We start from the raw sequence: 25,952 nt of genomic DNA, 5'->3' as shown, positions 1-25,952 counted from the left end.
CGCTAGGGAGCGCGATGTCTACAACCTCCCCCGATCAAGCGCGCCCGGGCGCGGTCACCACCGTCATCCTGGCCGCCGGGGAAGGCACCCGGATGCGGTCGGCCACTCCCAAGGTGCTGCACCCGGTCGCGGGCAGGCCGCTGGTGGAGCACGCCGTGCGGGCCGCCGCCGGGCTCAAGCCAGAACACCTGGTCGTGGTCCTCGGCCACGGCCGGGACGCGGTTGGCGCGCACCTGGCCAGGGTCGCCGGGGTGCTCGGCCGGGACGTGACCACCGCGGTGCAGGAGACGCAGGACGGCACCGGGCACGCGGTCGCCTGCGGGCTGGCCCCGCTCGGCGCGGTCACCGGCACCGTCGTGGTCACCTACGGCGACGTGCCGCTGCTGGACACCGCCACCCTGGCCGCCCTGCTCGACGAGCACGCCGAGCAGGGCAACGCCGTCACCGTGCTGACCGCCCAGGTCCCCGACCCGACCGGCTACGGCCGGATCGTGCGGGCCGCGGACGGCACCGTGCAGGCCATCGTCGAGCACAAGGACGCCACCGAGGCCCAGCACGCCATCGACGAGATCAACTCCGGGGTGTACGCCTTCGACGCGGCCGTGCTGCGCGACGGGCTCACCCGCATCTCCACCGACAACGTCCAGGGCGAGCTGTACCTGACCGACGTGCTGGGCATCGCCCGCGGCGACGGCCGCCGGGTGGGGGCGCTGGTGTGCGCCGACCCGTGGCTGGTCGAGGGCGTCAACGACCGGGTGCAGCTGGCCAGGCTGGGCGCCGAGCTGAACCGGCGCACGGTCGAGGCGTGGATGCGCGCCGGGGTCACCGTCATCGACCCGGGCACCACCTGGATCGAGGCGGACGTCACCCTCGACCGGGACGTGCTGCTGGAGCCGAACACCCAGCTGCGCGGGGCCACCTCGGTGGGCACCGGCGCGGTGGTCGGCCCGGACACCACGCTCACCGACGTGGTCGTGGGGGCGGGCGCGCAGGTGGTGCGCACGCACGGGTCGTCGGCCGAGATCGGCGCCGGGGCGAGCGTTGGGCCGTTCGCGTTCGTCCGGCCGGGCACCCGACTGGGTGATCACGGCAAGATCGGCACCTTCGTCGAGACCAAGAACGCGCAGATCGGGACGGGTAGCAAGGTCCCGCACCTGTCCTATGTGGGTGACGCCACGATTGGTGAGCACAGCAACATCGGGGCGGCTAGCGTGTTCGTCAACTACGACGGGGTGAACAAACACCACACAGTCGTCGGCTCCCACGTGCGCATGGGGTCCGACAACATGTATGTGGCGCCGGTCACGGTCGGGGACGGCGCCTACAGCGGTGCGGGCACGGTCATCCGGCGCGACGTGCCGCCCGGCGCCCTCGCGGTGTCCGGCGGTCCGCAGCGCAACGTCGAGAACTGGGTGGTCCGCCGCCGCCCGGGTACCCCGGCCGCCGAGGCCGCCCAGCTCGCCAAGCGCGCCGCTGAGACCAGCGGTGATCCAGACAACGAGGACAGCCCATGAGCACCAAGGTCGGGACCCCCAAGAAGAACCTGATGCTGTTCTCCGGCCGGGCGCACCCGGAGCTGGCCGAGGAGGTGGCCAAGCACCTCAATGTCAGCATCACCCCGCAGTCGGCCTACGACTTCGCCAACGGCGAGATCTTCGTCCGGTTCGAGGAGTCGGTGCGCGGCTGCGACGCGTTCGTCATGCAGAGCGCGTGCGCCCCGATCAACCAGTGGGTCATGGAGCAGCTGCTCATGGTCGACGCGCTCAAGCGGGCCAGCGCCAAGCGCATCACCGTGATCATGCCGTTCTACCCGTACGCCCGGCAGGACAAGAAGCACAAGGGCCGGGAGCCGATCTCCGCGCGGCTGATCGCGGACCTGTTCAAGGTGGCAGGCGCGGACCGGATCATGACCGTGGACCTGCACACCGCGCAGATCCAGGGCTTCTTCGACGGCCCGGTCGACCACCTGTTCGCCCAGAGCACGCTGGCCAGGTACCTCAAGGACAACTACCCGCAGTCGAACATGGTCGTGGTGTCCCCGGACGCGGGCCGCACCAAGCTGGCCGAGAAGTGGGCCGACGACCTCGGCGGCGCGCCGATCGCGTTCATCCACAAGACCCGCGACCCGCTGCGGCCGAACGAGGTCGTCGCCAACCGGGTGGTCGGTGACGTCGAGGGCAAGCTCTGCGTGGTCATCGACGACATGGTGGACACCGGCGGCACCATCGCCAAGGCGGTCCGCCAGCTGCTCGACGAGGGCGCCGCGGACGTGGTCATCGCGGCAACGCACGGCGTGCTGTCCGGCCCGGCGCGGGAGCGGCTGTCCGGCTCCGGCGCGCGCGAGGTGGTCTTCACCAACACCCTGCCGATCCCGGACGACAAGCGGTTCCCCGGCATGACCGTGCTGTCCATCGCCCCGCTGCTGGCCCGCGCCATCCAGCAGGTCTTCGAGGACGGCTCGGTCACCTCGCTGTTCGACGGCGACGCCTGATCTCACCCGGTCGGGGCGCGGGCGGACCCCCGGGTTCGCCCCGCGCCGCGGCCGTGCGTAGACTATTCAAGTTGCCTCGGCGAGGCGGGCATCGCGCCTGGCGTGATCGACGTGGTGGTTTTCGGGCCGTAGCGTCTCACGCCCTCCCGTGCCCCTTGCCGCAGGCTGCCGCCCCGACATCAAGAAGTCGCGCCCCCGCCGCACTGTGATCGCAAGGAGAGCACCACCGTGTCCGAGGTACGTCTGGCCGCCGAACAGCGAACCGAGTTCGGCAAGGGCGCCGCCCGTCGCACCCGCCGCGCCGGGAAGATCCCCGCCGTGCTCTACGGACACGGTTCCGACCCCAAGCACCTGGCCCTGCCCGGCCTGGAGTTCGCCCGCGTCGTGCGTGAGCACGGCCAGAACACGGTGCTCACGCTCAACATCGGCAGCGACACCGAGCTCGCGCTGACCAAGACCGTGACCACCCACCCGCTCAAGAACTACATCGAGCACGTCGACCTGCTGCTGGTCAAGCGCGGCGAGAAGGTCACCGTGGACGTGCCGGTCGTGGTCTCCGGCGACGCGGTCCCGGGCAGCCTGGTCACCCAGGACCTGACCACGCTGCAGATCGAGGTCGAGGCCCTGCACATCCCGGAGCAGGTCGAGCTGTCCATCGCGGGCGTCGGGATCGGCACCCAGATCACCGCCGCCCAGGTCGAGCTGCCGCGTGGCGCCAGCCTGGTCACCGACCCCGAGGCGCTGGTGCTGGCGGTCAACGCCGCGCCCACCGCCGAGCAGCTGGAGGGCGAGATCGACGCCGCCGGTGCGGGTGTGGTGGAGGAGCCGAAGTCCGAGGCCACCGCGGGCTGAGCTAGCTTTCCGGTGCCCCGGTCCCAGCCATGGGGCCGGGGCACCGGCCTGTCAGGAGCAGGAGCATGGTCGACACCGACGCACCGATGATCGTGGTGGGCCTGGGCAACCCCGGCCCCCAGTACGAGGGCAACCGGCACAACATCGGCTTCCTGGTCGCCGACGAGCTGGCCGCCCGGGTCGGCGGCCGCTTCAAGGCGCACAAGGCGGGCGCCGAGGTGCTGGAGGGCAGGCTGTCGGGGGCCAGGGTGGTGCTGGTCAAGCCCAGATCGTTCATGAACCTCTCGGGCGGCCCGGTGGCGGGCGCCATGAAGTTCTTCAAGGCGGGCCCGGACCGCCTCGCCGTGGTTCACGACGAGCTGGACCTCCCGTTCGGCGCCCTCCGGCTCAAGCTCGGCGGCGGCGACAACGGCCACAACGGACTCCGCTCGATCACCAAGTCGCTGGGTACCAAGGACTACTACCGCGTCCGCTTCGGCATCGACCGCCCGCCGGGCCGGATGGACCCGGCCGACTACGTCCTGCGCGACTTCGGCACCCTCGAACGCAAGGAGCTGGCGTTCGAGATCGACCGCTGCGCCGACGCTGTCGAGGCCCTGCTGACCCAGGGCCTCGAAGCCGCCCAGAACTCCTTCCACGCGAACTGACGGGACCCGACCATGCCCATGACCGCGGAAACCGTCCGCTCCGTCACCTTCGACAAGGCCCCCTTCGGTCGGCGCGGCTACCACGAGGACCAGGTCGACGAGTTCATCGACCGCATCGAGGCCGCGTTGGACGGTCGGTCGCGGATGACGGTGAAGGAGGTGCGGGAGGCCGAGTTCGACGCGGCGCCGTTGGTGAAGCGGGGCTACCACGAGGACCAGGTCGACGAGTTCCTGGACGACGTGGCCACCGAGCTGGAGAACCGGACACGGGAGATGGACCCGCCGGAGCCCACCCATTCCGAGGTGCCGTATCTGCCGTTACCGCCCGCGCCCACCGGTGTGCGGGGGTATCACCCCAGTGACGTGGAGAGGTTGGCGCATCTTCTGGACCGGGCGGCGGTGGAACACAATGCAGGCCCGACCGCCGAGCAGATCGAGGGGATGCAGCTGGGGTTGTCCGCCTATCCGGGCCAGGGATATCACCCGGACGCCGTGGACGCGGTGCAGGCGGCCTGGGTGGAAGAACTGCGCCGTCGAAGCAAGAAGGCCGAATAGTTTCCCTGGGGGAACGGCCTTTCGGGCACGCGAACGCTCTCGCCGGAAGCCCGTGCCACGGATGATTCCCCTCTGCCACTTGCCGTACGCGGGTGAACGCGCGACGGCAGCCGTGTGACCCCACCCGGCCTGCGGTAACACCCCGCGACCACCCGGCGACACCCCAGGCGATCATGCGTCGGGTCCGGAGAGGGGTCGCCTGGTGGCGGGGTATTTCGCCATTGAGCCTGATGCGGCGCGCGAGGCCTTCCGCCTCTGCATCGCCCAGATCGAGCGGGTCCGCGCCCTGGTGGCCGCCGTCGAGGTCTCGACCAGGGCGGACTGCGGGGACTGCCGCCTCGGCCAGGGCCTGACCGGCAAGTTCGCCGGGAAGATCGAGGCCGAGCACGGGTTCCTCGGTCGGATGCGGCAGGTCCAGGACGGCCTGGTGGCCATGGCGACCCGGTTCAACGAGGCGGGGCGGTGTGTCGAGTCCACCGAGGAGCTGAACCGGCTCCTGTTCGGACCGGGAGGCGCCGGTGTGGTCTGACAGCCCGGAGGTCGACCCGCCGGAGATCGTCGAGCTGGACAACTGGTGGGTGTGGCGGCACCGCGATCTCAAGCGGATGGTCGACGGTATCGACCTTGAGCCGCTGGTGGCGGCGCGGGACATGTGGCAGCGGGCGGCCGAGGAGATCGGGCGGGGGTTCGCCGAGTTCGGGGCGCGGTTGGACGATCTGCTCGGGACGGCATGGGTCGGGGAGTCGGCGGACAGCGCGGCGGGGGCGGCGCGGCCGTTCCGGGACTGGGCCATGCGGATGGCCGACGCGATGGAGGGGACGGCCGCGCGGACGCAGGATGCCGTCGAGGCCGTGCAGCAGACGAAGGCCGCGCTGCCCGAGCCGGTCGAGTTCTCGTGGCGGCGGAACCTGGACGCGATGATCCGGGGCGCGGCGACCAGGGGAGTCGGTGGGCCGCAGGCGGCCGCGCTCGGGGCAAGTGCGGCGGGCACTTTCGACCTGTGCCAGCAGTTCACCGAGCGCGAGAACGCGCTGGCTCGGGCGCGACAGGTCATGCTCACCCATTACACCGCGCCCTATCTGGCGATCGACGCCGGTGTGCCTGCCTTCCCCGAGCCGCCCGTGATCGGTCGCTCGGATCCGCATGTGGACACTCGTGTCGATCCACAGTGGACGCCCTACCAGTCGGCCACCGGTGGCGGCGCGCCCACGCACGCCCGGCCCATCACGTACACCCCTTCGGCCGGGTACCAGGCGCAGCCCGTCTCCCAGCCCACCACTCAGCAGTACGCGCCGCCTGCCTGTTACCTGCCGAGTGCGGCGGCCTACGCGCCGACCGAGCCGAACATCACCGCCCGGGCGGAGCTGACGACACCCAGCACTGTCCTACCGGGCAGTACGGCTTCGACTGTCACACCGGGCGAAAGCGTGTCCCCGCCGGTACCCGGTCCACCCGTGGGCGGTGCCCAGTCCACGGGTGGACCCCTCGGTGACTACCGGCGCGGGGCGTTCGGACCACCGGGAGTACCGCCGACCGTGGGACCACGCTCCGCGAGCGGGCCACCAGGGCAGTTCGGCCCTACCGGATCGGTCGGTCCGGGTCCAGTGTCCGCTCAGGCGTCCCGCCCCGGTTCGGCGGTGACGCCGGGACCGGTCGGGGCGGCCGGGGCCGGGCGCGCGGACGAGGAACTCGACCACCGCAACCGGTACCTGATCGAGGTGGACAGGAACGAGATCTTCGGCGCCGGTGGAACGGCCGCGCCGCCCGTGATCGGGGAGCAGCAGTGACGCTCACGACCCAGCTCGGCTGGACGCTGAGCCCGGACGAGTTCGGCCATGTCTGGGACCAGCTGGGCATCGACACCTTCCCGTACCCGCTGCAGGTGGCCCGCGCCGGGCTGACCGCGCGCGAGCAGGCCGTGGTGGCCGACCGGGTACGGGCGCGGCTGCGCACCTCCGGGGTGCTCGGTCGCGGCGACCGGCTGGACCCCGAGCTGGAGGCGAGCCTGCGCATGCTGCACGCCCCGGACGTCTCGGTCGACTCCGTGTGGATGGCCGAGGACGGGTCCGACTCGCCGCACCGCGTGCTGGCCGCGCGGGTCGGCCGCCGGGCCGTGATCGCCACCCAGGAGCCGGGGCCGAGCGAGCACGCGGGCGGCGACGTGCTGATCCGGGACGTCGGGATCGAGGCGCTGGCCGCGGCCGTGGTCGCCGAGCTGCCCGCGGACCGGGCCGGACGCCGGGCGGGCGGCAGCTGGCGGGCCGAACACGCCGAGCAGGTCCCGGTACTCACCGAGCTGCTGGCCGCGCGCAGGCTGCGCGCCGGGCAGCTGGGCGTGGCCGCGCGTGGCGAGCGCGGGCCGTCGCTGTTCTGGTTCGACGTCGCCGACGACGGCCGCTACGCGCTGATGCGGACCGTGCGCGCCGATGGCAGGCAGTGGGTGGGCCTGGCGCCCGCGGACACCGCCCTGCTCCGCGACCAGCTGGCGCACGTGCTCGGCCAGACCGCCGCTGATCACGGGCGGTAACCCGAACGGGTCCTCGCGAGCGTGGTCGCGGCGCTGTGAGAGGCTTGGCACTGTGACCACCGTCATCCGTCGCCGGGGCCCGTTCGTCGCGCTGCTCGGCACGCTCGGGCTGCTGCTCGGGGCCTGCGCCTCCGGGCCCAGCCAGGTGAACGCCGCCGCCATCGTCGGCGGCAAGACCATCACCGTTGACCGGATCCAGGACCTGGTGGAGCGGGCCGTCAAGGCCGAGCCCGCCGCCCGGTCGCTGGCCGACCAGCGCAAGCTGGGGCTGTTCTCCCGGGAGGCGCTCAAGCAGCTCGTGCAGCACGAGCTGGTCGAGCACTACGCGGCCAAGGAGCACATCACCGTCGACCCGGGCAAGGTGTCCGAGTTCGCCAGGCAGATGCCCGCCGCGTTCCGGCAGTTCCCCACCGACGGCAGCGTCCCGGCCAACACCGTGGTGAGCCAGGCGATCGCTCGGGTGTTGGACCCGGAGATGATCGCCCGCGACTACCTGCTGATGGCCGAGATGGGCGACCGCGAGGCCGCCAAGCTGACGGTGACCTTCGACTTCACCGTGGTCTCCCCGCCCGAGCAGGGCAAGCCCGCAGGCTCCACCAGGGACCGGGCGATGGCCAAGGCCCAGCAGCTGGCCGCGGACCCGAAGCAGGCCACCAAGCTGATCGAGGCGGACGTGGCGGCAGGCCAGCAGGCGGCCACCGACCAGGTGCTGACCCCGGCGATGGCCTCGGACATCGCGGGCACGGTCGTGTTCGGCGCGCCCGCGAACTCGGTCGCGGTGTTCAAGCCGAGCCCGGAAGAGGACAACTGGGTCATCGCGATCATCCGCAAGCGCAACCCGGACGGCAAGCCGTCCGACGACCCGCAGGCCCAGCCCACCGCCCAGCTCGCGCAGACCCTCGGCCCGCGCCTGCTGGAGAGCAGCGTGGCCGAGGTCGGCGTGCAGATCAGCCCCCGCTACGGCGTGTGGGACGAGGTCGCCATGGACATCGCGCCGAGCGCGGCGGAGACCTCGGGTGCGGTGCTGCCGATGAAGAACCCCGTCGCCGCTCCGTGACCCCGCACCCCGGCACCGCCGTGGTGCTCGTCGGCGGTGGGACGGTGCCCGCCGCCGCGCTGCCGCTGCTGCGCTCCGCCAAGCGGGTCTACGTGGCGGGAACGGCCGACCCGGCACTCGGTGACGGCCCGCTGCCCGGCTCCGCGCTCGACGAGCTGGCGGGCAGCGCGGTCGTGGTGGTCGCCGACGACCTCGCCGAGGTGGCCGAGCTGGTCGAGGCGGGCGTGCCGGTGTACCGCGCGCCCGGCGTCGGTCTGCTGTCGGCGATGCGGGTGATGGACACACTGCGCTCGCCGGGCGGCTGCCCGTGGGACGCCGAGCAGACCCACGACTCGCTGCGCCAGTACCTGGTCGAGGAGGCCTACGAGCTGCTCGACGCGATCGAGGACGGCGACCGGGCGGCACTACGCGAGGAGCTGGGCGACGTGCTGCTCCAGGTGCTCTTCCACGCCAGGGTGGCCGAGGAGCACCCGCAGGACCCGTTCGACGTGGACGAGGTGGCCGAGGCGCTGGTGACCAAGCTGGTCGGCAGGCACCCGCACGTGTTCGCTGGCGGCGACCCGGCGGTGCGCGACGCGGCCACCCAGGAGCACCGCTGGGAGGAGCTCAAGCAGCGGGAGAAGCGCCGCGAGTCCTGTGTGGACGGTGTGGCGATGGGGCAGCCCGCGGTCGCGCTGGCGGCCAAGCTGGCCCAGCGGACCCGGCGCGCCGGGCTGCCCGCCGACCTGCTGCCCGCCGGTGACGAGCCGGGGGAGCGGCTGTTCGCGCTGGCCGCCGAGGCCCGGCTGGCAGGCCGCGACCCCGAGGACGAGCTGCGCCTGGTGGCCAGGAGCCTCGCCGCCCGGGTGCGCGCGGCGGAGGTCTCGGCGCGCGCGGCGGGCCTGGACCCGGCCCGGATGGGCCACGACGACTGGCGCGCGCACTGGTCCGCGTGACAGCGGTCCGCCCGCCCGATGTCACGGGGCGAGCCGCTAGCCGGCTCTCGTGTCCGCGTCGTCCGAGGGTGTCCGGCTAACCGGACCGGCGTCCTCTGTGTCCGATGTTCACCCGAACCGGTCGTCGTTTCCGAGCGTCGACCGGGGCGGATCCGGGTCCGGAGCGTCCCGAATGGACGGTCGACCCCGGCCGGACGGTGGTGCGGGCGGCGGCGAACCCGGCACCCGGATTACGACAGTTGGCGGGTCCCGCAGGCCAGGCCGGTGAAAGTGGGGGCGGGGCGCGGGGTCAGTGGCTAACTTGACAGGGTGACCGACGCCTACCTCAGATTCCCCCACCTGCACGCGGACCTGATCACCTTCGTCGCCGAGGACGACGTGTGGCTGGCGCCCGCGGCCGGTGGGCGGGCCTGGCGGCTCTCGGCCGACCAGGTCCCGGTGACCAACCCCCGGTTCTCCCCCGACGGCACCCGGATCGCCTGGACCAGCACCCGCGATGTCGAGCCCGAGGTGCACGTCGCCCCGGTGGAGGGCGGCCCGAGCCAGCGGCTCACCCACTGGGGGGACGTCAACACCGCGGTGATCGGCTGGACCGCCGACGGCCGGGTGATCGCCCGCAGCACCTGGGGGCGCTCCTCGCTGCGCCAGACCTGGGCGCACGCGGTGCCGCTGGACGGCGCCCCGGCGGAGCGGCTGCCCTACGGCCCGCTGGCCTCGCTGGAGACCAACCCGGCCGGGGCCGTGCTGCTCGGCACGGTGATCTCCCGGGAGCCCGCCTCCTGGAAGCGCTACCGCGGCGGCACCGCGGGCAAGATCTGGCTTGACCCGACCGGCGGCGGCGAGTTCCACCGCGTGCTGTCCGATGTGGATGGACACATCGTCCGCCCACAGTGGGTCGGCGACCGGATCGTGTTCCTGTCCGACCACGAGGGCATCGGCAACCTCTACTCCTGCACCGCCGACGGCGGCGACGTGCGCAAACACACCGACCACGCGGACTTCTACGCGCGTAACCCCACCACCGACGGCACCCGGGTGAGCTACCACCGGGCGGGCGAGGTGTGGGTGCTGGACGCGCTGGACGCCGAGCCGCGCCGGGTCGAGGTGAAGCTTGGCGGCTCCCGCAACCCCCGCCAGGTCCGCCCAATCGGCGTCGGTCGCAACATCGGCCACGTCGGCCCGGACCGCACCGGCCGCGCCAGCGCCATCGAGGTCCGCGGCACCGTGCACTGGGTGACCCACCGCGACGGCCCGGTACGCGCACTCGCCGTGGAACCCGGCGCCCGCGCCCGGTTGCCGCAGGTCCTGGGCAGCACCGGGCAGGCGGTGTGGGTCACCGACGCGGACGGCGAGGACGCCCTGGAGTTCGGCCCGGTGGAGGGCCGCGAGCCGGGCGTGAGCCCGCGCCGGGTGGCCACCGGCGAGCTGGGCCGGGTGCTGGAGCTGGCCGCCGCCCCGGACGGCAGGCGGGTCGCCGTGGTCACCCACGACGGCAGGCTGCTGCTGGTCGACGCGGACGACGGCGAGGTCCGCGAGATCGTCCGGGTGCGCGAGGGCGACCCGACCGGGCTGGCCTTCTCCCCGGACTCGGCCTGGCTTGCCTGGTCGCATCCGGGCCCGGACCCGTTGCGGCACATCAGGATGGTGAACACGACCAGCCTCACCGTGGTGGACGTGACCCCGCTGCGGTTCGTCGACTCCGACCCGGCGTTCACCCTGGACGGCAAGCACATCGCGTTCCTGTCCTCGCGCAGCTTCGACCCGATCTACGACGTGCACGTGTTCGACCTGTCCTTCGCCAACGGCAGCAGGCCCTACCTGGTCCCGCTGGCCGCGACCACGCCGTCCCCGTTCGCCCCGCTGCGCGAGGGCCGCGCGTTCGGGGACTCGGACGACAAGGACGAGGACAAGGACGAGGACGACAAGACCCCCCGTACCTCGGTCGACCTGGAGGGCATCGCCGATCGCGTGGTCGCCTTCCCGGTGCCCGCCGCCCGCTACTCGCGGCTGCTGGCGGTCAAGAGCGGTGTGGCCTGGCTGCGTGACCCGCTCACCGGCTCGCTCGGCGACGACCTGGACGAGTCCGGCGCGGCCGCGCCCCGGTCCGTGCTGGAGCGCTACGACCTGGCCAAGCTCAAGGTCGACACGCTGGTGGACGGCCTGGACGAGGTGTGGCCCAGCGGCGACGGCAGCCGCATCGTGGTCCGCGACGGCCGCGCGCTGCGGGTGCTGCCCGCCGACCGCAAGGCCGACTCGGAGGAGGGCTCGGAGGACAACATCTCCGTCGACCTTGGCCGGGTGCGGGTGCACGTCGACCCGGCGGCGGAATGGCGGCAGTCCTACGACGAGACCGGCAGGCTCATGCGCGACCACTTCTGGCGTGCGGACATGGGCGGCGTCGACTGGGCCGCCGCGCTGGCCCGCTACCGCCCGCTGGTCGACACCCTCGGCTCGCACGACGAGCTGGTCGACCTGCTTTGGGAGGTGCAGGGCGAGCTGGGAACCTCGCACGCGTACGTGATGCCGTCGGGCGGCGGCGCGGACCACCGGCGCCGGATGGGCCTGCTGGGCGCCGACCTGGTCCGGGACGCCGACGGGGTGTGGCGGGTGCGCGACATCGTGCCCGGCGAGAGCTCCGACCCCAAGGCCCGCTCGCCGCTGCGCGCGCCCGGCGTCGGGGTGCGCGACGGCGACGCGGTGGTCGCGGTCGACGGCATCCCGGTCGACCCGGTGCGCGGCCCGGCCACGCTGCTGGTCGGCACCGCGGGCAACCCGGTCGAGCTGACGATCGTGCCCAAGGGCGGCGGCGCGACCCGGCGGGTGGTCGTGGTGCCGTTGCTGGACGACCTGCCGCTGCGCTACCAGGCGTGGGTCAACGACCGGCGCGCGCACGTGCACGCGGCCACCGACGGCCGGGTCGGCTACCTGCACGTGCCGGACATGATCGCCAACGGCTGGGCCCAGTTCCACCGCGACCTGCGGCTGGAGATGCGCCGCGACGGCATCGTGGTCGACCTGCGGGAGAACCGCGGCGGCCACCTGTCCCAGCTGGTCGTGGAGAAGCTGAGCAGGCGGATCGTGGGCTGGGGTCGCGCCCGCGACGGCTACTACGAGGAGACCTACCCGCTGGACGCCCCGCGCGGCCCGGTGGTGGCGGTGGCCAATGAGTTCTCGGGCTCGGACGGCGACATCGTCAACGCCGCGATCAAGGCGCTGAAGATCGGTCCGGTGGTGGGTACCCGCACCTGGGGCGGGGTCATCGGGATGGACATGCGCTACCACCTGGTGGACGGCACGCTGGTCACCCAGCCCCGGTACGCGTCCTGGATGGAGGGCCCCGGCTGGGGCATCGAGAACCACGGCGTCGACCCGGACGTGGAGGTCGTGACCACGCCGCAGGACTACGCGGCCGGACGCGACCCGCAGCTGGACAAGGCCATCGAGATCGCCCTGGAACGGCTGTCCGCCCGGCCAGCCGCGACCCCACCGGAGTTTCCGCCGCTCAGCTAGCTGTTTTTCCGGTGGCACCCCGGCACAGGGCAGGATGACGATCATGGCATTCGACCCCGAGACCACCCGCCGGATCGCGGCCAACGAGGCGAACTGGGACGCGCGTACCCCGATCCACCTCGCCTCGGCGTTCTACGACGTCGCCAACCGCGATCCGGAGGTGTGGTTCGCCGATTTCGAGTGGACCGACCTCGGCGACCTGACCGGCAAGGACGTGGCCCACCTGCAGTGCCACATCGGCGCGGAGACCGTCGCGCTCGCCCGGCGCGGCGCCCGCGTCGTCGGCTTGGACATCTCCACCGAGTCCGTCCGCGCCGCCACCGACCTGGCCGCCGCGCAGGGCGTGGACATCCGATATGTGAAGTCGGATGTCCACGACGCGGCCGCGGCCCTGGGCCACGAGGCGTTCGACATCGTCTACACCGGCAAGGGAGCCATCTGCTACCTGCCCGACCTGCCCGTGTGGGCCGCGCAGGTCGCCACGCTGCTGCGACCCGGCGGCCAGGTGTACATCGTGGAGTTCCACCCGCTGCTGAACTCGCTGAGCCCGGTCCCGCCACCGGACGGCAGCGAGGACCTGCTGCTGCGACACGACTACCTGGGCGGTCGCGCGGTGGAACGGGACGGGACCCGCACGTACACGGACGGCCCGGAACTGCCGACCGCGCGGGAGTCCTACGAGTGGCCGCACGGGGTGGGCGAGGTGGTGAACGCCCTGGTCGGCGCCGGACTGCGGATCGTGCACCTGCGCGAGACCGAGCAACTCCCATGGCCCCGCTGGTCCACCATGACCACCACCGGCGGCTGGTTCAGCCTCCCGGCCGCGGCCCCGCGCATCCCGTTGATCTACGCACTGCGCGCCGAGAAGCCGTAACACCTGGTCAGCCTGGCCCGAAAGGCCGAGCCGACCAGGGAATGGCGGCGGTCGGCGGTGGAGCACGTAGCCTGGATTTCGTGGCCGCATCCCCAACGCCCCCGCCGACCACGCTCGCGATCCCCTTACAGCCGCTCCGGGAACCCCCGCGGCGGCGCCGGTGGAAGCTCGTGGCCCGGCTCCTGGTGGTGACCGCGCTCGTGACCCTGGGCGCGGTCACGGTGGTGCTCCTGGACGACGCGGGCAACGACCCGAAACCACCCCCACCCTTCACGGTGACCAGCCTGGACGTCCGCCCGGGAACGGCGGTGCCCCCGGTACCGCCGGTCCCATCCGGCCCGGAACTGGACGACTGGGCATCGAAGGTATCCCGCGCGACGGACATCCCGGCCCGGACGCTGATCGCCTACGCCCGCGCGGAGACACAGATGCGCGGACGGCTGCCCGACTGCAAGCTGACCTGGATCACCCTGGCGGGGGTGGGACGGGTGGAGTCCCACCACGGGAAGTACGGGGGGACCCGGGTGGGCGAGGACGGGACACTGTCCAAACCGATCATCGGGGTACCGCTGGACGGGTCGCCCGGGGTACGGGCCATCCCGGACACGGACCAGGGTCGGCTCGACGGCGACGCCCAGTGGGACCGCGCGGTGGGGTCGATGCAGTTTCTGCCATCCACCTGGCAGGAATGGTCCCTGCGCGCGTCGGGAGACGGAGCGGCGCCGGACCCGCAGAACGTGGACGACTCGGCTTTGACGGCCGGGCGGTATCTGTGCGAGAGCGGGGGGGATCTGTCCACGGGGGAGGGGTGGTGGAAGGCGGTCATGACGTACAACGAGTCCACAAAGTATGGACGGGATGTGTATAGCGGGGCGGCCGCGTATGCGCGGAAGGCGGCGGAACTGGCTTAGCGCCAGGTGATGCAGGTGGGGATGGCGCGGGTCTCCAGGAACTCGGTGATGGCGTCGGTGAGCTGGTCGGTGGTGATGCCGGAGCCGGGCGGAAATTCGTCATCGTCGTACTCGACCCCTGGTGATTCCGAAGCGCCGACCGAGTAGCACTTGCCGATCGTCGAGTCCTGGAAGCTGATGTACCCGTAGCCGCCGTGGACGGCGACGAACATGTCGTGGTCGGTGATCCCGTTCGCCTCGTCCCACATCGGCCGATCTCGATGATCGAGCCAGGCGGCCGTCGTGCCCGGCTCGATCAGTTGTCGCACAAGAGCGGCCACGTCCTCCGCAGACACGAGTCGCATGCCTGCACCGCAGAACGCGCCATCCGCATTCTCGATGCCCCACCCAGCCTGGATACCCGCTCTCAAGCGAAAGCCGCCGGCTTCCAGGCGAGGCACCCGGGCCGCTCGCTGGTCACCAGGAACTCCGTGATGGCGTCGGTGAGTTGGTCGGTGGTGATCCCGGAGCCGGGCGGAAAGTCGTCGTCGTCGTACTCGGCGCCGGGAGAATCGGGGCTGCCGACAGAATAGTGCTTGCCGATCACGTAGTCCTGATAGCTCAGGTACGCATAGTCACCATGGATCGCCGCGTAGACGGCATGATCGAAGTAGCCTTCTCGCTCTTCGAACCACGGCCGTCCCCGGTGAACGACACGTGTGTGGAGTGCGCCGGGCTCAGCTAGCCGTCGCACGAACTCCGCCACGTCGTCGGGGGTGGTGAGCGTCATGACCACTTCCTCGCAGAAGCCGTCCGCTCGATCGACATCCCACCCGACCTCGATAGTCATTCTGGTTTCCGTCCTGTATAGACGCGTCCCTGCGGGGACGAGCCGTCTTTCACGGTCAACCTGGCACCTTCCGGTAGGAAATAGGGGAGCTGCTTATCGCAGGTCTCCGGCCAATCCCGGTCCCGCGACCTGGTCCCGCACACTCGCCGGTTGATTTCGATGGTTTCGTCTCGTAGCCCTTCTGCCGCCATCCGGCAGGCGAACTGTATTTCCACATGCCGGACGATGGCCGGTTCGGCGGTCGTGTTTCCCTGAGGGAGCCCGATCTCTCGGGCTCGTGCGATCGCCGAATCGAAGTACTGGCTGCCTCGCCCGCTGGTGAGGATGACCGTATGCCCCTGGCCATCGATCCACCGACCATGTGTTTTCCCTGGGGCAGGTGGCTTCGGTAGAGCGGCCCTGGTATTCGCCGAGGCAGCAGACGCTGCCGTTCTCGCCGCGCCGTGATGGTCCGCGGCCTGGTCGAGTGCCGTCCGCAACTGCTCCAGCACCCGCTCCAGCAGCTCCGCGCAAGCCAGTGCCGCCCGGAACGTGCCCACCACCGCGTGCTCGCCGACCAGCTCCGCGACTGCCTGACCGCACGTCTCGATCTCCCCCGTGAGGGATCTCGCCACGGCGATCGGGACGGCCAAGGCGCGTAGCCGGTCGGCGGACTGCGGGATCAACCGTTGAGGTGGTGGTGGGCCGCGTTGGTGATCTCGGTGCGGGCTTGTTCGAGCAGGCCGCCCAGGTCGTTCACGACGCTCTGGGCCTGGCCGAGGATGGAGCGGACGGAGTTCGCGCTGGTGGTCTCGCCGAGGATGCTGGAGACCTGGTTCGCGAGGTCGGACAGGTCGTTGTTCAGCTGCTGGATGTTGGCGGTCGGCACGCGGTCGGCGAGGCCCGCGAGCTGGTTGGCTTGCTCCTGGATGCTCATCCTCCGGATTCTCCAAGTCGCCCGGGTCGGCTGGTGGTCGGGGATATCTTCGCCGAGACCGGCCGGGTACTCACGGTGATGACCGGTATCCGCCGACTACCGGTCGCGTTCGACCGCCATTCGGGCGTTGACCTCGCCCAATGCTTCCTGGTACTCGGGCAGCGGGTTCATCGCGACGGCCATCCGCAGCTGGGTCTGGGCTTCCGGGAGCCGACTCTGCCGTTGCAGGGTCTTGCCGAGCGCGAAGCGGGCGTAGTGGTCCGTGGGGTCCAGCTCCAGCACCCGCAGGAACGCCTGTTCGGCGCGGCGGAGCTGGGCGGATCCGAGGTACGCGCGGCCTGCCAGCAGGTGCACGCTGGGGGCGTCGGGGGCGGCGTCGAGCACGGGGCCGAGGGCCGCGAGGGCGTCCAGCGGCCTGCGTTGGGCCACCAGTGACTCGGCGTGGCGGAACGCGTCGAAGGTGTTGGCGGGCTCCTCCGTCATAGTCAGATCAACACTACGCGGGAAAACGCTGTTCCTCGACCCCGCATTGTGAGCGATCCCCCCTCGTGGGCGCGGCCGGACGCGCACCGGCACCGCTAGGCTCACCCTGGAGTGGTACGTACGCGGTGTGAGGAGCAACTACGTGGCAGTCATCGAGCAGGTCGGTGCCCGAGAGATTCTGGACTCGCGGGGCAACCCCACCGTCGAGGTGGAGGTCATGCTGGACGACGGGACACTGGCCCGCGCCGCGGTGCCCTCCGGCGCCTCGACCGGCGAGCACGAGGCCGTGGAGCTGCGCGACGGTGACGCCAACCGCTACTTCGGCAAGGGCGTGGAAAAGGCCGTGACCGCGGTGCTCGACGAGATCGGGCCCGAGCTGTCCGGTGTCGACGCGGTGGACCAGCGGATCGTGGACCAGAAGCTGGTCGACCTGGACGGCACGCCGGACAAGTCCCGGCTGGGCGCGAACGCCATCCTGGGCGTGTCGCTGGCGGTGGCGAAGGCGGCCGCCGAGTCCTCCGGCCTGGAGCTGTTCCGCTACCTGGGCGGCCCGAACGCGCACGTGCTGCCGGTGCCGATGCTGAACATCCTCAACGGCGGCGCGCACGCCGACACCGAGGTGGACATCCAGGAGTTCATGATCGCGCCGATCGGCGCGGAGAGCTTCCGCGAGGCGCTGCGCTGGGGCACCGAGGTCTACCACTCGCTCAAGTCGGTGCTGAAGTCAAAGGGCCTGGCCACCGGCCTCGGCGACGAGGGCGGGTTCGCGCCGAGCCTTGGCAACAACCGCGAGGCGCTTGACCTGATCCTGCAGGCCATCGAGAAGGCGGGCTACACCGCGGGCCGCGACATCGCGCTGGCCCTGGACGTGGCGGCCACCGAGTTCTACTCCGACGGCGCCTACAGCTTCGAGGGCGCCAAGAAGAGCGCCGAGCAGCTGGCCGCGTACTACACCGAGCTGGTCGACGCGTACCCGCTGGTCTCCATCGAGGACCCGCTGGCCGAGGACGACTGGGACGGCTGGGTGCGGCTCACCGCGGAGCTCGGCGAGCGCGTACAGCTGGTCGGCGACGACCTGTTCGTCACCAACCCGGACCGCCTGGAGGAGGGCATCGCCCGCCGCGCGGCGAACGCGCTGCTGGTGAAGGTCAACCAGATCGGCACGCTGTCCGAGACCCTGGACGCGGTCACCCTGGCCACCTCCTACGGCTACCGCAGCATGATGAGCCACCGCTCCGGCGAGACCGAGGACACCACCATCGCCGACCTGGCCGTGGCCACCGGCGTCGGCCAGATCAAGACCGGCGCCCCGGCCCGCGGCGAGCGCACCGCGAAGTACAACCAGCTGCTGCGCATCGAGGAGACCCTAGGCGACGCCGCGCGTTACGCGGGCGACCTCGCCTTCCCGCGCTTCACCGCGGAGTCCTGAGCCGATGGTCGGGCGCGGCACCGAACGCGGCGGACGAGCCGCCAAGCGCGCCACCGTGGCCCGCCGCCCGGAGCGAACCCGGCGCACGCGCCCGACCACCGCGCAGGCCCGGTCGGAGTCCCGACCGGGCCAGCAGAAGAAGTCCCGCAAACGCGGCGGCGTCCTCGGCCTGGCCACCACCCGCCGCGCGGCCGTCGTCGCCACGGTCGTCTGCGCCCTGGCGTTGAGCGTGGCGGTGCCGTTGCGCAACTACCTGTCCCAGCGCACCGATCTTGAGGCGATGGAACACCGCCAGGCCGAACTGCACAAGCAGGTCGACGACCTGACCAGGCGCAAGGAACAACTGGCCGACCCGGAACAGATCCGCGTCCAGGCCCGCGAGAGACTGCGCTACGTGATGCCCGGAGAAACCCCCTACATGGTCGAACTGCCGCCCACCGCCAACCAGGGCGCGGGCGACCAGGCAACGACCCAGCCGATCCCGCAACAGGCCTGGTACCAGTCGCTGTGGGACTCGGTCACGGGGGAGCGCCGGTGAACCTCGAACCCGTCACCGAACTCGACCGCGACACCGTCGCCGTCCAGCTGGGCCGCCCGCCCCGCGCCATCCGCGCCATCGCCGCCCGCTGCCCGAGCGGCCACCCGGCGGTGATCCAGACCAGCCCGCGGCTGGAGGACGGCACACCGTTCCCCACGCTGTACTACTTGACGTGCTCCCGACTCGCGGCCGCGGTGAGCACCTTGGAGACGACCGGCGTCATGAAGGACATGACGGACCGGTTGTCCACCGACGCGGACCTGGCGGCCCACTACCTCCGCGCCCACGAGACCTACCTGGCCGAGCGCGACGCCATCGAACCCTTGGGCACCCAGGTGACCGCGGGCGGCATGCCCGGCCGAGTCAAATGCCTGCACGTCCACATCGCCCACTCGCTGGCCGCGGGCCCAGGCGTGAACCCGTTCGGTGACGAGGCTCTGGCCCTACTCGGTACCTCCTGGCCCACCGGCGACTGCGCGGCCCCCAGCACCAACTGACGTCGGGTGCCTCACGAGTGTCGCAGTTCGTTCGCGGCTGGTTGGCCTTCGGCCCCACCAGAAGCGGGTGAGCGCCGCGCCGAGCATTCCGCCGGTAACGTTCAGGATCACGTCATCGACGGCTGTGATCCTGCCGAGCGGGAGGAGCCATTGCAGAGCTTCGATGGCGCAGGAAGCTGCCAGCAGGATCAATCCGGAACGGATCCACGTGCGGGCGGCGGGGTAGCGTATGGGCACCAGCGCGCCAATCGGGGCCAGGAGGGCCAGGTTTCCCAGTGCTTGCCAGAGGTTCGACTCTTCCGCGAAGACCTTCGAGATCTCCGCTCCTGGCACGAGGCTGACTGAATGGTTTTCCGTCGGACCGAAAACAGGAAACGCGACGAGATAAAGAACCGGCAGGATAGACAAGAGCGAGAGCATATCGAGCACTGACTTCATGAGCGCCGCACGAGCGGGCATACGGCGCTTCCTGTGCAGTGTCAATACCAAGCCGACTATCAGCAGGATCGGCAGGATCGCCCAGGTCAACGGGATGACCTTGCCGAAGCTCCGCCAGAGTTGCTCCATCCGACACCCCTCGACGTCCGGTGATCGACCCCTTGCTCAGGGTAGCAGCTCGGATTCTCGCGCCGAGAGGTATCGACAGTCGACTGCAATTTGCGGCTTGGTATCAGTTCGGCGTGATTCGGTCGACCAATCCCCGAATATCCACCCCCCGAGGTAACACCCCCATCACCCGGCCAGTCCCCGCGAACCGGCTGGCGAGGAATCCTTCCGCCACCTCAGGCGCATACCGAACCAACAAACTCCCCTGCAAGCACAACGTAACCTGCTCGGCCAACAACCGAGCCCCCTCCGCCCTAGCCCCGGCAACCAGAGCGCGCAATCCCGCCACAGCCCCATCAAGCCGTGAATCCAGGCCATCGGTCAAAGCCAGCTCGGCCATCAACGCATCCACACTGGACGGAGACCGATCAACCGCGCGCACCACGTCAAGCGCGGTCACATTCCCCGATCCCTCCCAGATCGACATCAATGGCGCCTCCCGGTACAGCCGGGGCAGCTCCGACTCCTCCACATACCCATTGCCGCCCAGGCACTCCAGCGCCTCGGCCACCACTCCCGGCGCCCGTTTGCACACATAGAACTTCGCCGCGGGCAACGCGATCCGCAGCAGCTCGCCGCCTGAGTCCACTTCGGACGCCAGGCGCATGGCAAGCACGGTCGCCGCGTCAGACTCCAGCGCCAGGTCGGCCAGGACCGCCGTCATCGCGGGCTGATCGCGCAGCATGGAGCCGAAAGCCGATCGATGTGCCGCGTGATGGGCTGCATACGTCAACGCCGCCCGGATGTTCGACGTCGATCCCAGTACACAATCCAGCCGCGTCAACGTCACCATCTCGATGATCGTGCGAACCCCTCGCCCCTCCTCTCCGACCCGCCACGCGATCGCCCCCATGTACTCCAGTTCTGCGGAGGCGTTGGACTTGTTCCCCAACTTGTCCTTCAACCGCTGCAACCGCACCGCGTTGCGCGTCCCGTCGGGCAACACCCGCGGCAGCAGGAAACATGTGAGCCCGCCAGGCGCCTGGGCGAGGGTCAGGAACAGGTCGTTCATCGGTGCCGACGTGAACCACTTGTGCCCCACCAGCGAATACGTCCCGTCTCCCACGGGAGTCGCGGTTGTCGTGTTTGTCCGGACGTCGGATCCACCCTGTTTCTCAGTCATCGACATACCCGCCAGCAGCCCGGCTTTGTCCGAAGGGGACCGAAGTCCCGGGTCGTAGACGGTCGACCGCAGGCCGGGTTCGAACTGTTCCGCCAGTTCCGGCGCGTGCCGCAGGGCCGGGACAGCCGCGTACGTCATCGAGATCGGGCAGCCGTGGCCTGCCTCCATCTGGGACCACAGTGTGAATGCCGCCGCCCGGCGTAGATGCGCGTGCGGGCCCGCGTCCGGGGCCCATGGTGCCGCGTGCAGGCCATGGGCGACGGCGCGGTCCATGAGCCAGTGCCAGGACGGGTGGAACTCGACCTCGTCGATCCGGTTGCCGTACCGGTCGTGCGTACGGAGGGTCGGTGGATGGTCGTTGGCGAGCCTTCCCTGTTGCCGGCTTTCCACCGCCCACGCCTCTTTCGCGACAGGCTCCAACGAGGACAGTACCGCCCCGGATCCGAACGCCCGAACCGCGCTGACCAGCGTCGGGTCACACGCGAGCGGGTCGAGGCGATGCACGGGTGGTGCCTGGTTGGCCACCTCGTGGGTGTGGTCCAGCGGGCGCGTCGCGGTCATTACCGGAGAGTAATACCCGTGGCAGGGGCAACCGGGGCGATCTAGCGTTACGTCCCAGGCGTGGCCCGGCGGTGCGCCGCCGGGGACCGCTGCCCCCCGGCCGGGGCGCTCGGTTTGACGGTTGGTTTGACTGTTGGTTTGACGACAGAGTTAACAACGGACGGACGAAAGGGCGGAACGTGAAGACATCTGGCCCCATCTCCGCGTTGACGATGACTCGGCGCCCGAGATGCGGCAGGGTAGATGGCCGGGACGCGAGTACGGGTCGGCGCGAGCCGGCGGACACACGATGGTCGAGGGGCGGGGTTCAGGGTGAGTGCGCGCAGAACCGGAGGTAGGAAGGTCGGGAAGCACCGGCAGCAGACCAAGCGCAGGCGCGGGGCGGTCGCGGCCGCGGGCGCGCTGTTATTGGTCCCCGCCGTCGGCGCGGGCGCCCCGGTGGCGCTCTACGACATGCAGACCGCCTCGGCGCTCGCCGCGCAGGCGGGTGGCGGCCTGAACGGCATGACCGACCCGGCCGAGGTCGGTGTCGACGGTTCGGCGCCCGCCGACGACAAGCTCGGCCAGGAGGTGCTCGACCTGGCGGGCAACCCGGATCTGCTGGCCTACACCGCCGGTCCCCCGATCCCGGTCCCGACCGGGACGAACAACATCCCCGGGACCATGCTGCAGGCCTACATGCGCGCCGCGCAGACGATGGCCACCACCACGCCGAACTGCCACCTGGACTGGCCGCTGCTGGCCAGCATCGGGCGCATCGAGTCCAACCACGCGCGCGGCGGCCGGGTCGACGCCACCGGGCGCACGGTCGCGCCGATCCTGGGCCCGGTGCTCAACGGCGGCGGGTACGCCGCGATCGCCGACACCGACGGCGGCCGCTACGACGGCGACGCCCGCTGGGACCGCGCGGTCGGCCCGATGCAGTTCATCCCGTCCACCTGGCGCGGCTACGCCTCGGACGGTAACGGCGACGGCCAGACCGACCCGAACAACGTGTTCGACGCGGCGCTCGGCGCGGCGAAGTACCTGTGCTCGGGTGGTCTGGACGTGTCGAACCCGCAGCAGCGGGCGGCGGCGGTGTTCCGCTACAACCACTCGGACAGCTACGTGCGCACGGTCCTGGTCTGGGCCGACGCCTACGGCAAGGGCGTCACGCCGGTCGCCGACTCGCACGCCGGGCCGGTGCAGCAGTTGGCGCTGCCCGCGCCCGTGCTGCCCACCGCCACCATCACGCCGGGCCCGTCGCCGGTCCCGCCGCCGGTGGACGGGGTGAGCCCGTCGCAGAACCCGAGCGTGCCGCCGTCGACGACGACGCAGCCGGGTGGGTCGAGCACCACCGCGCCGAGCAGCACGGTCACGCAGACCACGCAGACGACACAGCCGACGACGACCACCGAGCCGTCGACGACCACCCCGCCGGTCACCACCACGCCGTCGTGCACCGAGGTCGTGCCCACCACGACCCCGACCACCACCACGACCCCCGCGGGCGCCCCGACCACGCCGGAGCCGTGCGTCACCCCGACGACGACCCCGGCGGCTGGCGCCACCACGACCGGTGCGGTCGGATCGGCACTGCCGACCACCTGATACCGGACAAGCGATCGACTGGAAGCCGCCCACGCCACGGTGTGGGCGGCTTCCGACGTCCATACCGGACCGAGCGCGTGACACACCCCATCCCTAGGCTGCTGGGCATGAACAGGGTCGCCGCCATCGATTGCGGTACGAATTCGCTGCGGCTGTTGGTCGCGGAGGTCACCGAGCGGCACGACGGGTCGTTCTCGCTGCGTGACCTGCACCGGGAGATGCGCGTGGTCCGGTTGGGCCAGGGCGTTGACGCGACCGGCCGATTGGCCCCGGAGGCCTTGCAGCGCACCGCGGACGCGCTCGCCGACTACGTGGGTGTGCTGCGCCGCAAGGGAGTCGAGCAGGTCCGCATGGTGGCCACCTCCGCCACCCGGGACGCGGCCAACCGGGACGAGTTCTTCGCCATGACCCATGCGGTGCTCGGTGTCGAGGCCGAGGTGATCAGCGGCGCGGAGGAGGCCCGGCTGTCGTTCGTGGGCGCGGTGGGAGAGCTGGCACCCGAGGACGGCCCGTTCCTGGTCGCGGACGTCGGCGGCGGCTCGACGGAGCTGGTGCTGGGCGACTGGGACGGCACCCGCGCCGTCGTGCGGGCCGCCAAGTCGGTCGACATCGGCTGTGTGCGGCTCACCGAGCGGTGCCTGCGCTCCGACCCGCCCACGGCCGACGAGATCGCCGCAGCCGACGCGGTGGCCGTGGAGGTGCTGGCGGAGGCCTTCGCCGCGGTCCCGGTGGCCGAGGCGCGCACCTGGGTGGGCGTGGCGGGCACGGTGACCACGCTGTCCGCCATCGCGCAGGACCTGCCCGCCTACGACCCCGACCGGATCCACCTGAGCGCGCTGTCCGGCGCGGACATCGAGGGGATCACCGGGCGGCTGCTGGCCGCCACGCACGACGAGCGGGCCGCGATCCCGGCCATGCACCCGGGCCGGGTCGACGTGATCGCAGGCGGGGCGCTGGTGGTGCGCGCGCTGGCCCGGCACATCATCGGCACCGCGCCGATCGAGCGGTTGTCGGTGAGTGAACACGACATTCTCGACGGAATCGCCTTGTCCATCGTGGAAAACGCCGACCGTCCGTGACATAAACTGGATAAAACGTTGTTGTCACAACCAGGACTCGTCACTCGACCGTCACAGAATTGGTGTTCGATTACCGGTCATTCCCAGTTTTAACCATCCCCCGAATGGATGAATCTGGGATGATTGTGACTGCTTTGTGACGTCCGCGAATGCTCGGCGCCTCATGCCACCGGTTAACTTCCTCTCACTTTCGGAGCGGGCTTCCGCTCCGGGATCGGCGCGGCGGTCGGCAGAACCGGCCGACCACGTCGAACTAGTCTCGGGAGGGAGACCCATGCGCAGACCGCGCTGGATAGCGGTGTCCGTGCTGCCGGTGGCACTCGCGCTCACGATCGCCGGGTGCGGCGCGAGCGGGGACAGCGGTGGCGACGCCGGCTCCGGGAGCGTCGACCCGAACGGCGCGTTGTCCGCCTTCGACACCGAGCCGCAGCACCCGCTGGTGCCCGGCAACACCGTGGAAACCGGTGGCGGCAAGGTCGTCCGCGCCCTGTTCACCGGCCTGACCAGGTACGACCCGCTCACCGCCGAGTCAACCAACGCGGTCGCGGACAAGATCGAGACCACCGACTCCAAGGTCTACACGATCACCCTCAAGCACGGCTGGAAGTTCCACGACGGCACCGAGGTCAAGGCCAAGAACTTCGTGGATGCCTGGAACTACACCGCATACAGCCCCAACGGGCAGCTCGCCGCCAGCTTCTTCGAGCAGGTGCAGGGCTACGAGGACGTGCACACCTCGGACCCGGACGGCAAGGACGGCCCGCAGCAGGCGCCGACGCCGGTGGCCAAGGAGATGTCCGGCCTCAAGGTCCTCGACGACTACAGCTTCCAGGTCACGCTGAGCTCCCCGTTCTCGGTGTTCGCCATCAAGCTGGGCTACAGCGCGTTCTTCCCGCTGCCGGACTCCTTCTTCGCCGACCCGAAGGCATTCGAGAGCAAGCCGATCGGCAACGGGCCGTTCAGCTTCGTCTCGCGCAAGCCGGGCACCGAGATCAAGCTGACCCGTTTCGACGGCTACTCCGGCCAGGACAAGCCGAAGTTCAAGGACCTCACGTTCAAGATGTTCCAGACCAACGAGGCCGCCTACACCGCGGTCGTCTCCGGTTCGCTGGACTTCCTGGACAAGATCCCGCCCACCGGCATCGCGGGCGGCCAGTACAAGAAGGACCTGGACAAGCGCAACGGCTCGCTGCCGTACATGGGCAACCAGGCCCTGATGTTCCCGCTGTACGACCCGACCTACCAGAACGTGGACCTGCGCAAGGCCATCTCGATGGCGATCAACCGGGACGAGATCGTGAACAAGATCTTCGAGGGCACCCGGGTCGCCGCCGACGGCTGGGTCAACCCCGCCGTCCCCGGTTACGCCAAGGGCCAGTGCGGCGAGATCTGCACGTTCAACCCGGCGAAGGCCAAGGAGTCGCTGGACAAGTCCGGCTACCACGGCCCGATCACGTTGATCGCCAACGCCGACGGCGGCCACAAGGAGTGGATGACCGCGGCCTGCAACAGCATCAAGAACACGCTCGGCCTGGACTGCACCTACCAGCCGATCCCGACCTTCGGCGAGACCAGGACGCTGATCGACGACCGGAAGATGACCGGCCTGTTCCGGGCCAGCTGGATCGCGGACTACCCGTCCATCGAGAACTTCCTCAGCCAGCTCTACCGGACCAACGCCTCGTCCAACGACTCCACCTACAGCAGCCCCAAGTTCGACGGGCTGATGGACCAGGCGGACGCCGCGCCGACCGTCGAGCAGGCGAACAAGCTGTACCAGCAGGCCGAGCAGGTACTCCGGGACGATCTGCCGACCATTCCGCTGTGGAACGAGACCGCCCAGTTCGGCTGGTCCCAGCGGCTCGGCGACGTCCGGCTGAACACCCAGAAGGAGCTGGACCTCACCACGGTGACGGTAAAGAAGAAGTAGTCGCCACCAGTG

26 protein-coding genes are annotated in these 25,952 nt (G+C 70.7%); 19 read left to right on the top strand and 7 right to left on the bottom strand.

Annotation, left to right across the window (positions count from 1 at the left end; all coding sequences use genetic code 11):
- Positions 1-14: 14 nt before the first annotated feature.
- From glmU to C503_RS0116240, 13 genes are all read left to right on the top strand, one after another.
- On the top strand, positions 15-1,514 hold the full coding sequence (gene glmU, locus C503_RS0116300; protein WP_018683291.1) for a bifunctional UDP-N-acetylglucosamine diphosphorylase/glucosamine-1-phosphate N-acetyltransferase GlmU: 1,500 nt from the start codon (positions 15-17) through the stop codon (positions 1,512-1,514).
- Positions 1,511-2,491, top strand: a complete 981-nt coding sequence (locus C503_RS0116295) for a ribose-phosphate diphosphokinase (RefSeq protein ID WP_018683290.1) — start codon at positions 1,511-1,513, stop codon at positions 2,489-2,491. The genes glmU and C503_RS0116295 overlap by 4 nt, the downstream gene beginning before the upstream one ends.
- A gap of 228 nt (positions 2,492-2,719) precedes the next feature.
- A complete protein-coding gene (locus tag C503_RS0116290; RefSeq protein WP_018683289.1) occupies positions 2,720-3,343 on the top strand; it encodes a 50S ribosomal protein L25/general stress protein Ctc in 624 nt (207 codons plus the stop codon).
- Between the two features lie 65 nt (positions 3,344-3,408).
- Entirely contained in the window at positions 3,409-3,990 is a 582-nt protein-coding gene (gene pth, locus C503_RS0116285) for an aminoacyl-tRNA hydrolase (RefSeq protein ID WP_018683288.1), read from the top strand.
- A gap of 18 nt (positions 3,991-4,008) precedes the next feature.
- Entirely contained in the window at positions 4,009-4,545 is a 537-nt protein-coding gene (locus C503_RS44050) for a DivIVA domain-containing protein (protein WP_018683287.1), read from the top strand.
- Between the two features lie 202 nt (positions 4,546-4,747).
- Positions 4,748-5,074 (top strand): hypothetical protein, encoded by a 327-nt coding sequence (locus C503_RS0116275; protein ID WP_018683286.1) that lies wholly within the window; start codon positions 4,748-4,750, stop codon positions 5,072-5,074.
- Positions 5,064-6,332, top strand: coding sequence for a PPE domain-containing protein (locus tag C503_RS0116270; protein WP_018683285.1), 1,269 nt, complete (start codon positions 5,064-5,066; stop codon positions 6,330-6,332). Before C503_RS0116275 ends, C503_RS0116270 begins: the two co-directional genes overlap by 11 nt.
- Entirely contained in the window at positions 6,329-7,072 is a 744-nt protein-coding gene (locus tag C503_RS43365) for an ESX secretion-associated protein EspG (RefSeq protein WP_018683284.1), read from the top strand. Before C503_RS0116270 ends, C503_RS43365 begins: the two co-directional genes overlap by 4 nt.
- A 52-nt stretch (positions 7,073-7,124) precedes the next feature.
- Positions 7,125-8,129, top strand: coding sequence for a SurA N-terminal domain-containing protein (locus C503_RS0116260; RefSeq protein ID WP_018683283.1), 1,005 nt, complete (start codon positions 7,125-7,127; stop codon positions 8,127-8,129).
- Positions 8,126-9,064, top strand: coding sequence for a nucleoside triphosphate pyrophosphohydrolase (locus tag C503_RS0116255; protein WP_018683282.1), 939 nt, complete (start codon positions 8,126-8,128; stop codon positions 9,062-9,064). The genes C503_RS0116260 and C503_RS0116255 overlap by 4 nt, the downstream gene beginning before the upstream one ends.
- A 309-nt stretch (positions 9,065-9,373) precedes the next feature.
- A complete protein-coding gene (locus C503_RS0116250) occupies positions 9,374-12,574 on the top strand; it encodes a S41 family peptidase (protein ID WP_018683281.1) in 3,201 nt (1,066 codons plus the stop codon).
- Positions 12,575-12,617: 43 nt separating this feature from the next.
- Positions 12,618-13,448, top strand: coding sequence for a class I SAM-dependent methyltransferase (locus C503_RS0116245; protein WP_018683280.1), 831 nt, complete (start codon positions 12,618-12,620; stop codon positions 13,446-13,448).
- Positions 13,449-13,528: 80 nt separating this feature from the next.
- On the top strand, positions 13,529-14,359 hold the full coding sequence (locus C503_RS0116240; protein ID WP_245572494.1) for a lysozyme family protein: 831 nt from the start codon (positions 13,529-13,531) through the stop codon (positions 14,357-14,359).
- On the opposite strand, the gene C503_RS0116235 is transcribed toward C503_RS0116240, so the two are convergent.
- The 5 genes from C503_RS0116235 to C503_RS0116220 form a co-directional block, all read right to left on the bottom strand.
- Positions 14,356-14,703 carry an Imm1 family immunity protein gene (locus C503_RS0116235; RefSeq protein ID WP_063710801.1) on the bottom strand — a complete coding sequence of 116 codons (348 nt, stop codon included), beginning with the start codon at positions 14,701-14,703 and terminating at the stop codon, positions 14,356-14,358. The genes C503_RS0116240 and C503_RS0116235 overlap by 4 nt on opposite strands.
- A 62-nt stretch (positions 14,704-14,765) precedes the next feature.
- Positions 14,766-15,188: an Imm1 family immunity protein gene (locus C503_RS0116230; RefSeq protein WP_018683277.1), complete on the bottom strand. Its 423-nt coding sequence runs from the start codon at positions 15,186-15,188 to the stop codon at positions 14,766-14,768.
- On the bottom strand, positions 15,185-15,853 hold the full coding sequence (locus C503_RS44595) for a DddA-like double-stranded DNA deaminase toxin (RefSeq protein WP_156893258.1): 669 nt from the start codon (positions 15,851-15,853) through the stop codon (positions 15,185-15,187). The genes C503_RS0116230 and C503_RS44595 overlap by 4 nt, the downstream gene beginning before the upstream one ends.
- Complete coding sequence (locus C503_RS45965) at positions 15,850-16,104, bottom strand: hypothetical protein (protein WP_018683276.1); 255 nt, start codon at positions 16,102-16,104, stop codon at positions 15,850-15,852. Before C503_RS45965 ends, C503_RS44595 begins: the two co-directional genes overlap by 4 nt.
- A gap of 96 nt (positions 16,105-16,200) precedes the next feature.
- Positions 16,201-16,587: a tetratricopeptide repeat protein gene (locus C503_RS0116220; RefSeq protein ID WP_018683275.1), complete on the bottom strand. Its 387-nt coding sequence runs from the start codon at positions 16,585-16,587 to the stop codon at positions 16,201-16,203.
- A 142-nt stretch (positions 16,588-16,729) separates the two neighbouring features.
- On the opposite strand from C503_RS0116220, the gene eno reads away from it, so the two are divergent.
- From eno to C503_RS0116205, 3 genes are read left to right on the top strand one after another with little or no spacing between them, the layout of a single operon-like run.
- Complete coding sequence (gene eno, locus C503_RS0116215) at positions 16,730-18,016, top strand: phosphopyruvate hydratase (protein WP_018683274.1); 1,287 nt, start codon at positions 16,730-16,732, stop codon at positions 18,014-18,016.
- 4 nt (positions 18,017-18,020) lie between these two features.
- Positions 18,021-18,554, top strand: coding sequence for an FtsB family cell division protein (locus C503_RS0116210; RefSeq protein WP_018683273.1), 534 nt, complete (start codon positions 18,021-18,023; stop codon positions 18,552-18,554).
- On the top strand, positions 18,551-19,051 hold the full coding sequence (locus C503_RS0116205; protein WP_018683272.1) for a DUF501 domain-containing protein: 501 nt from the start codon (positions 18,551-18,553) through the stop codon (positions 19,049-19,051). The genes C503_RS0116210 and C503_RS0116205 overlap by 4 nt, the downstream gene beginning before the upstream one ends.
- Here the strand turns inward: C503_RS0116205 and C503_RS0116200 are convergent.
- Entirely contained in the window at positions 18,998-19,618 is a 621-nt protein-coding gene (locus C503_RS0116200) for a VanZ family protein (RefSeq protein ID WP_026316361.1), read from the bottom strand. The two genes, C503_RS0116205 and C503_RS0116200, sit on opposite strands and share 54 nt — an antisense overlap.
- 103 nt (positions 19,619-19,721) lie before the next feature.
- Entirely contained in the window at positions 19,722-21,341 is a 1,620-nt protein-coding gene (locus C503_RS0116195; RefSeq protein WP_018683271.1) for an acyl-CoA dehydrogenase family protein, read from the bottom strand.
- A 312-nt stretch (positions 21,342-21,653) separates the two neighbouring features.
- Between C503_RS0116195 and C503_RS42685 the strand changes: the two genes are divergently transcribed.
- The 3 genes from C503_RS42685 to C503_RS0116180 all read left to right on the top strand — a co-directional run bounded on the left by C503_RS42685 (position 21,654) and on the right by C503_RS0116180 (position 25,940).
- Positions 21,654-22,931, top strand: a complete 1,278-nt coding sequence (locus C503_RS42685) for a lytic transglycosylase domain-containing protein (protein WP_018683270.1) — start codon at positions 21,654-21,656, stop codon at positions 22,929-22,931.
- Between the two features lie 107 nt (positions 22,932-23,038).
- Complete coding sequence (locus tag C503_RS0116185; protein WP_018683269.1) at positions 23,039-24,010, top strand: Ppx/GppA phosphatase family protein; 972 nt, start codon at positions 23,039-23,041, stop codon at positions 24,008-24,010.
- A gap of 274 nt (positions 24,011-24,284) precedes the next feature.
- A complete protein-coding gene (locus C503_RS0116180) occupies positions 24,285-25,940 on the top strand; it encodes a peptide ABC transporter substrate-binding protein (protein WP_026316360.1) in 1,656 nt (551 codons plus the stop codon).
- The last annotated feature ends 12 nt before the right edge of the window (positions 25,941-25,952 follow it).

This window comes from Actinokineospora enzanensis DSM 44649 (assembly GCF_000374445.1).
Lineage (GTDB): Bacteria > Actinomycetota > Actinomycetes > Mycobacteriales > Pseudonocardiaceae > Actinokineospora > Actinokineospora enzanensis.
This window is presented reverse-complemented; position numbering and strand designations above follow the sequence as displayed.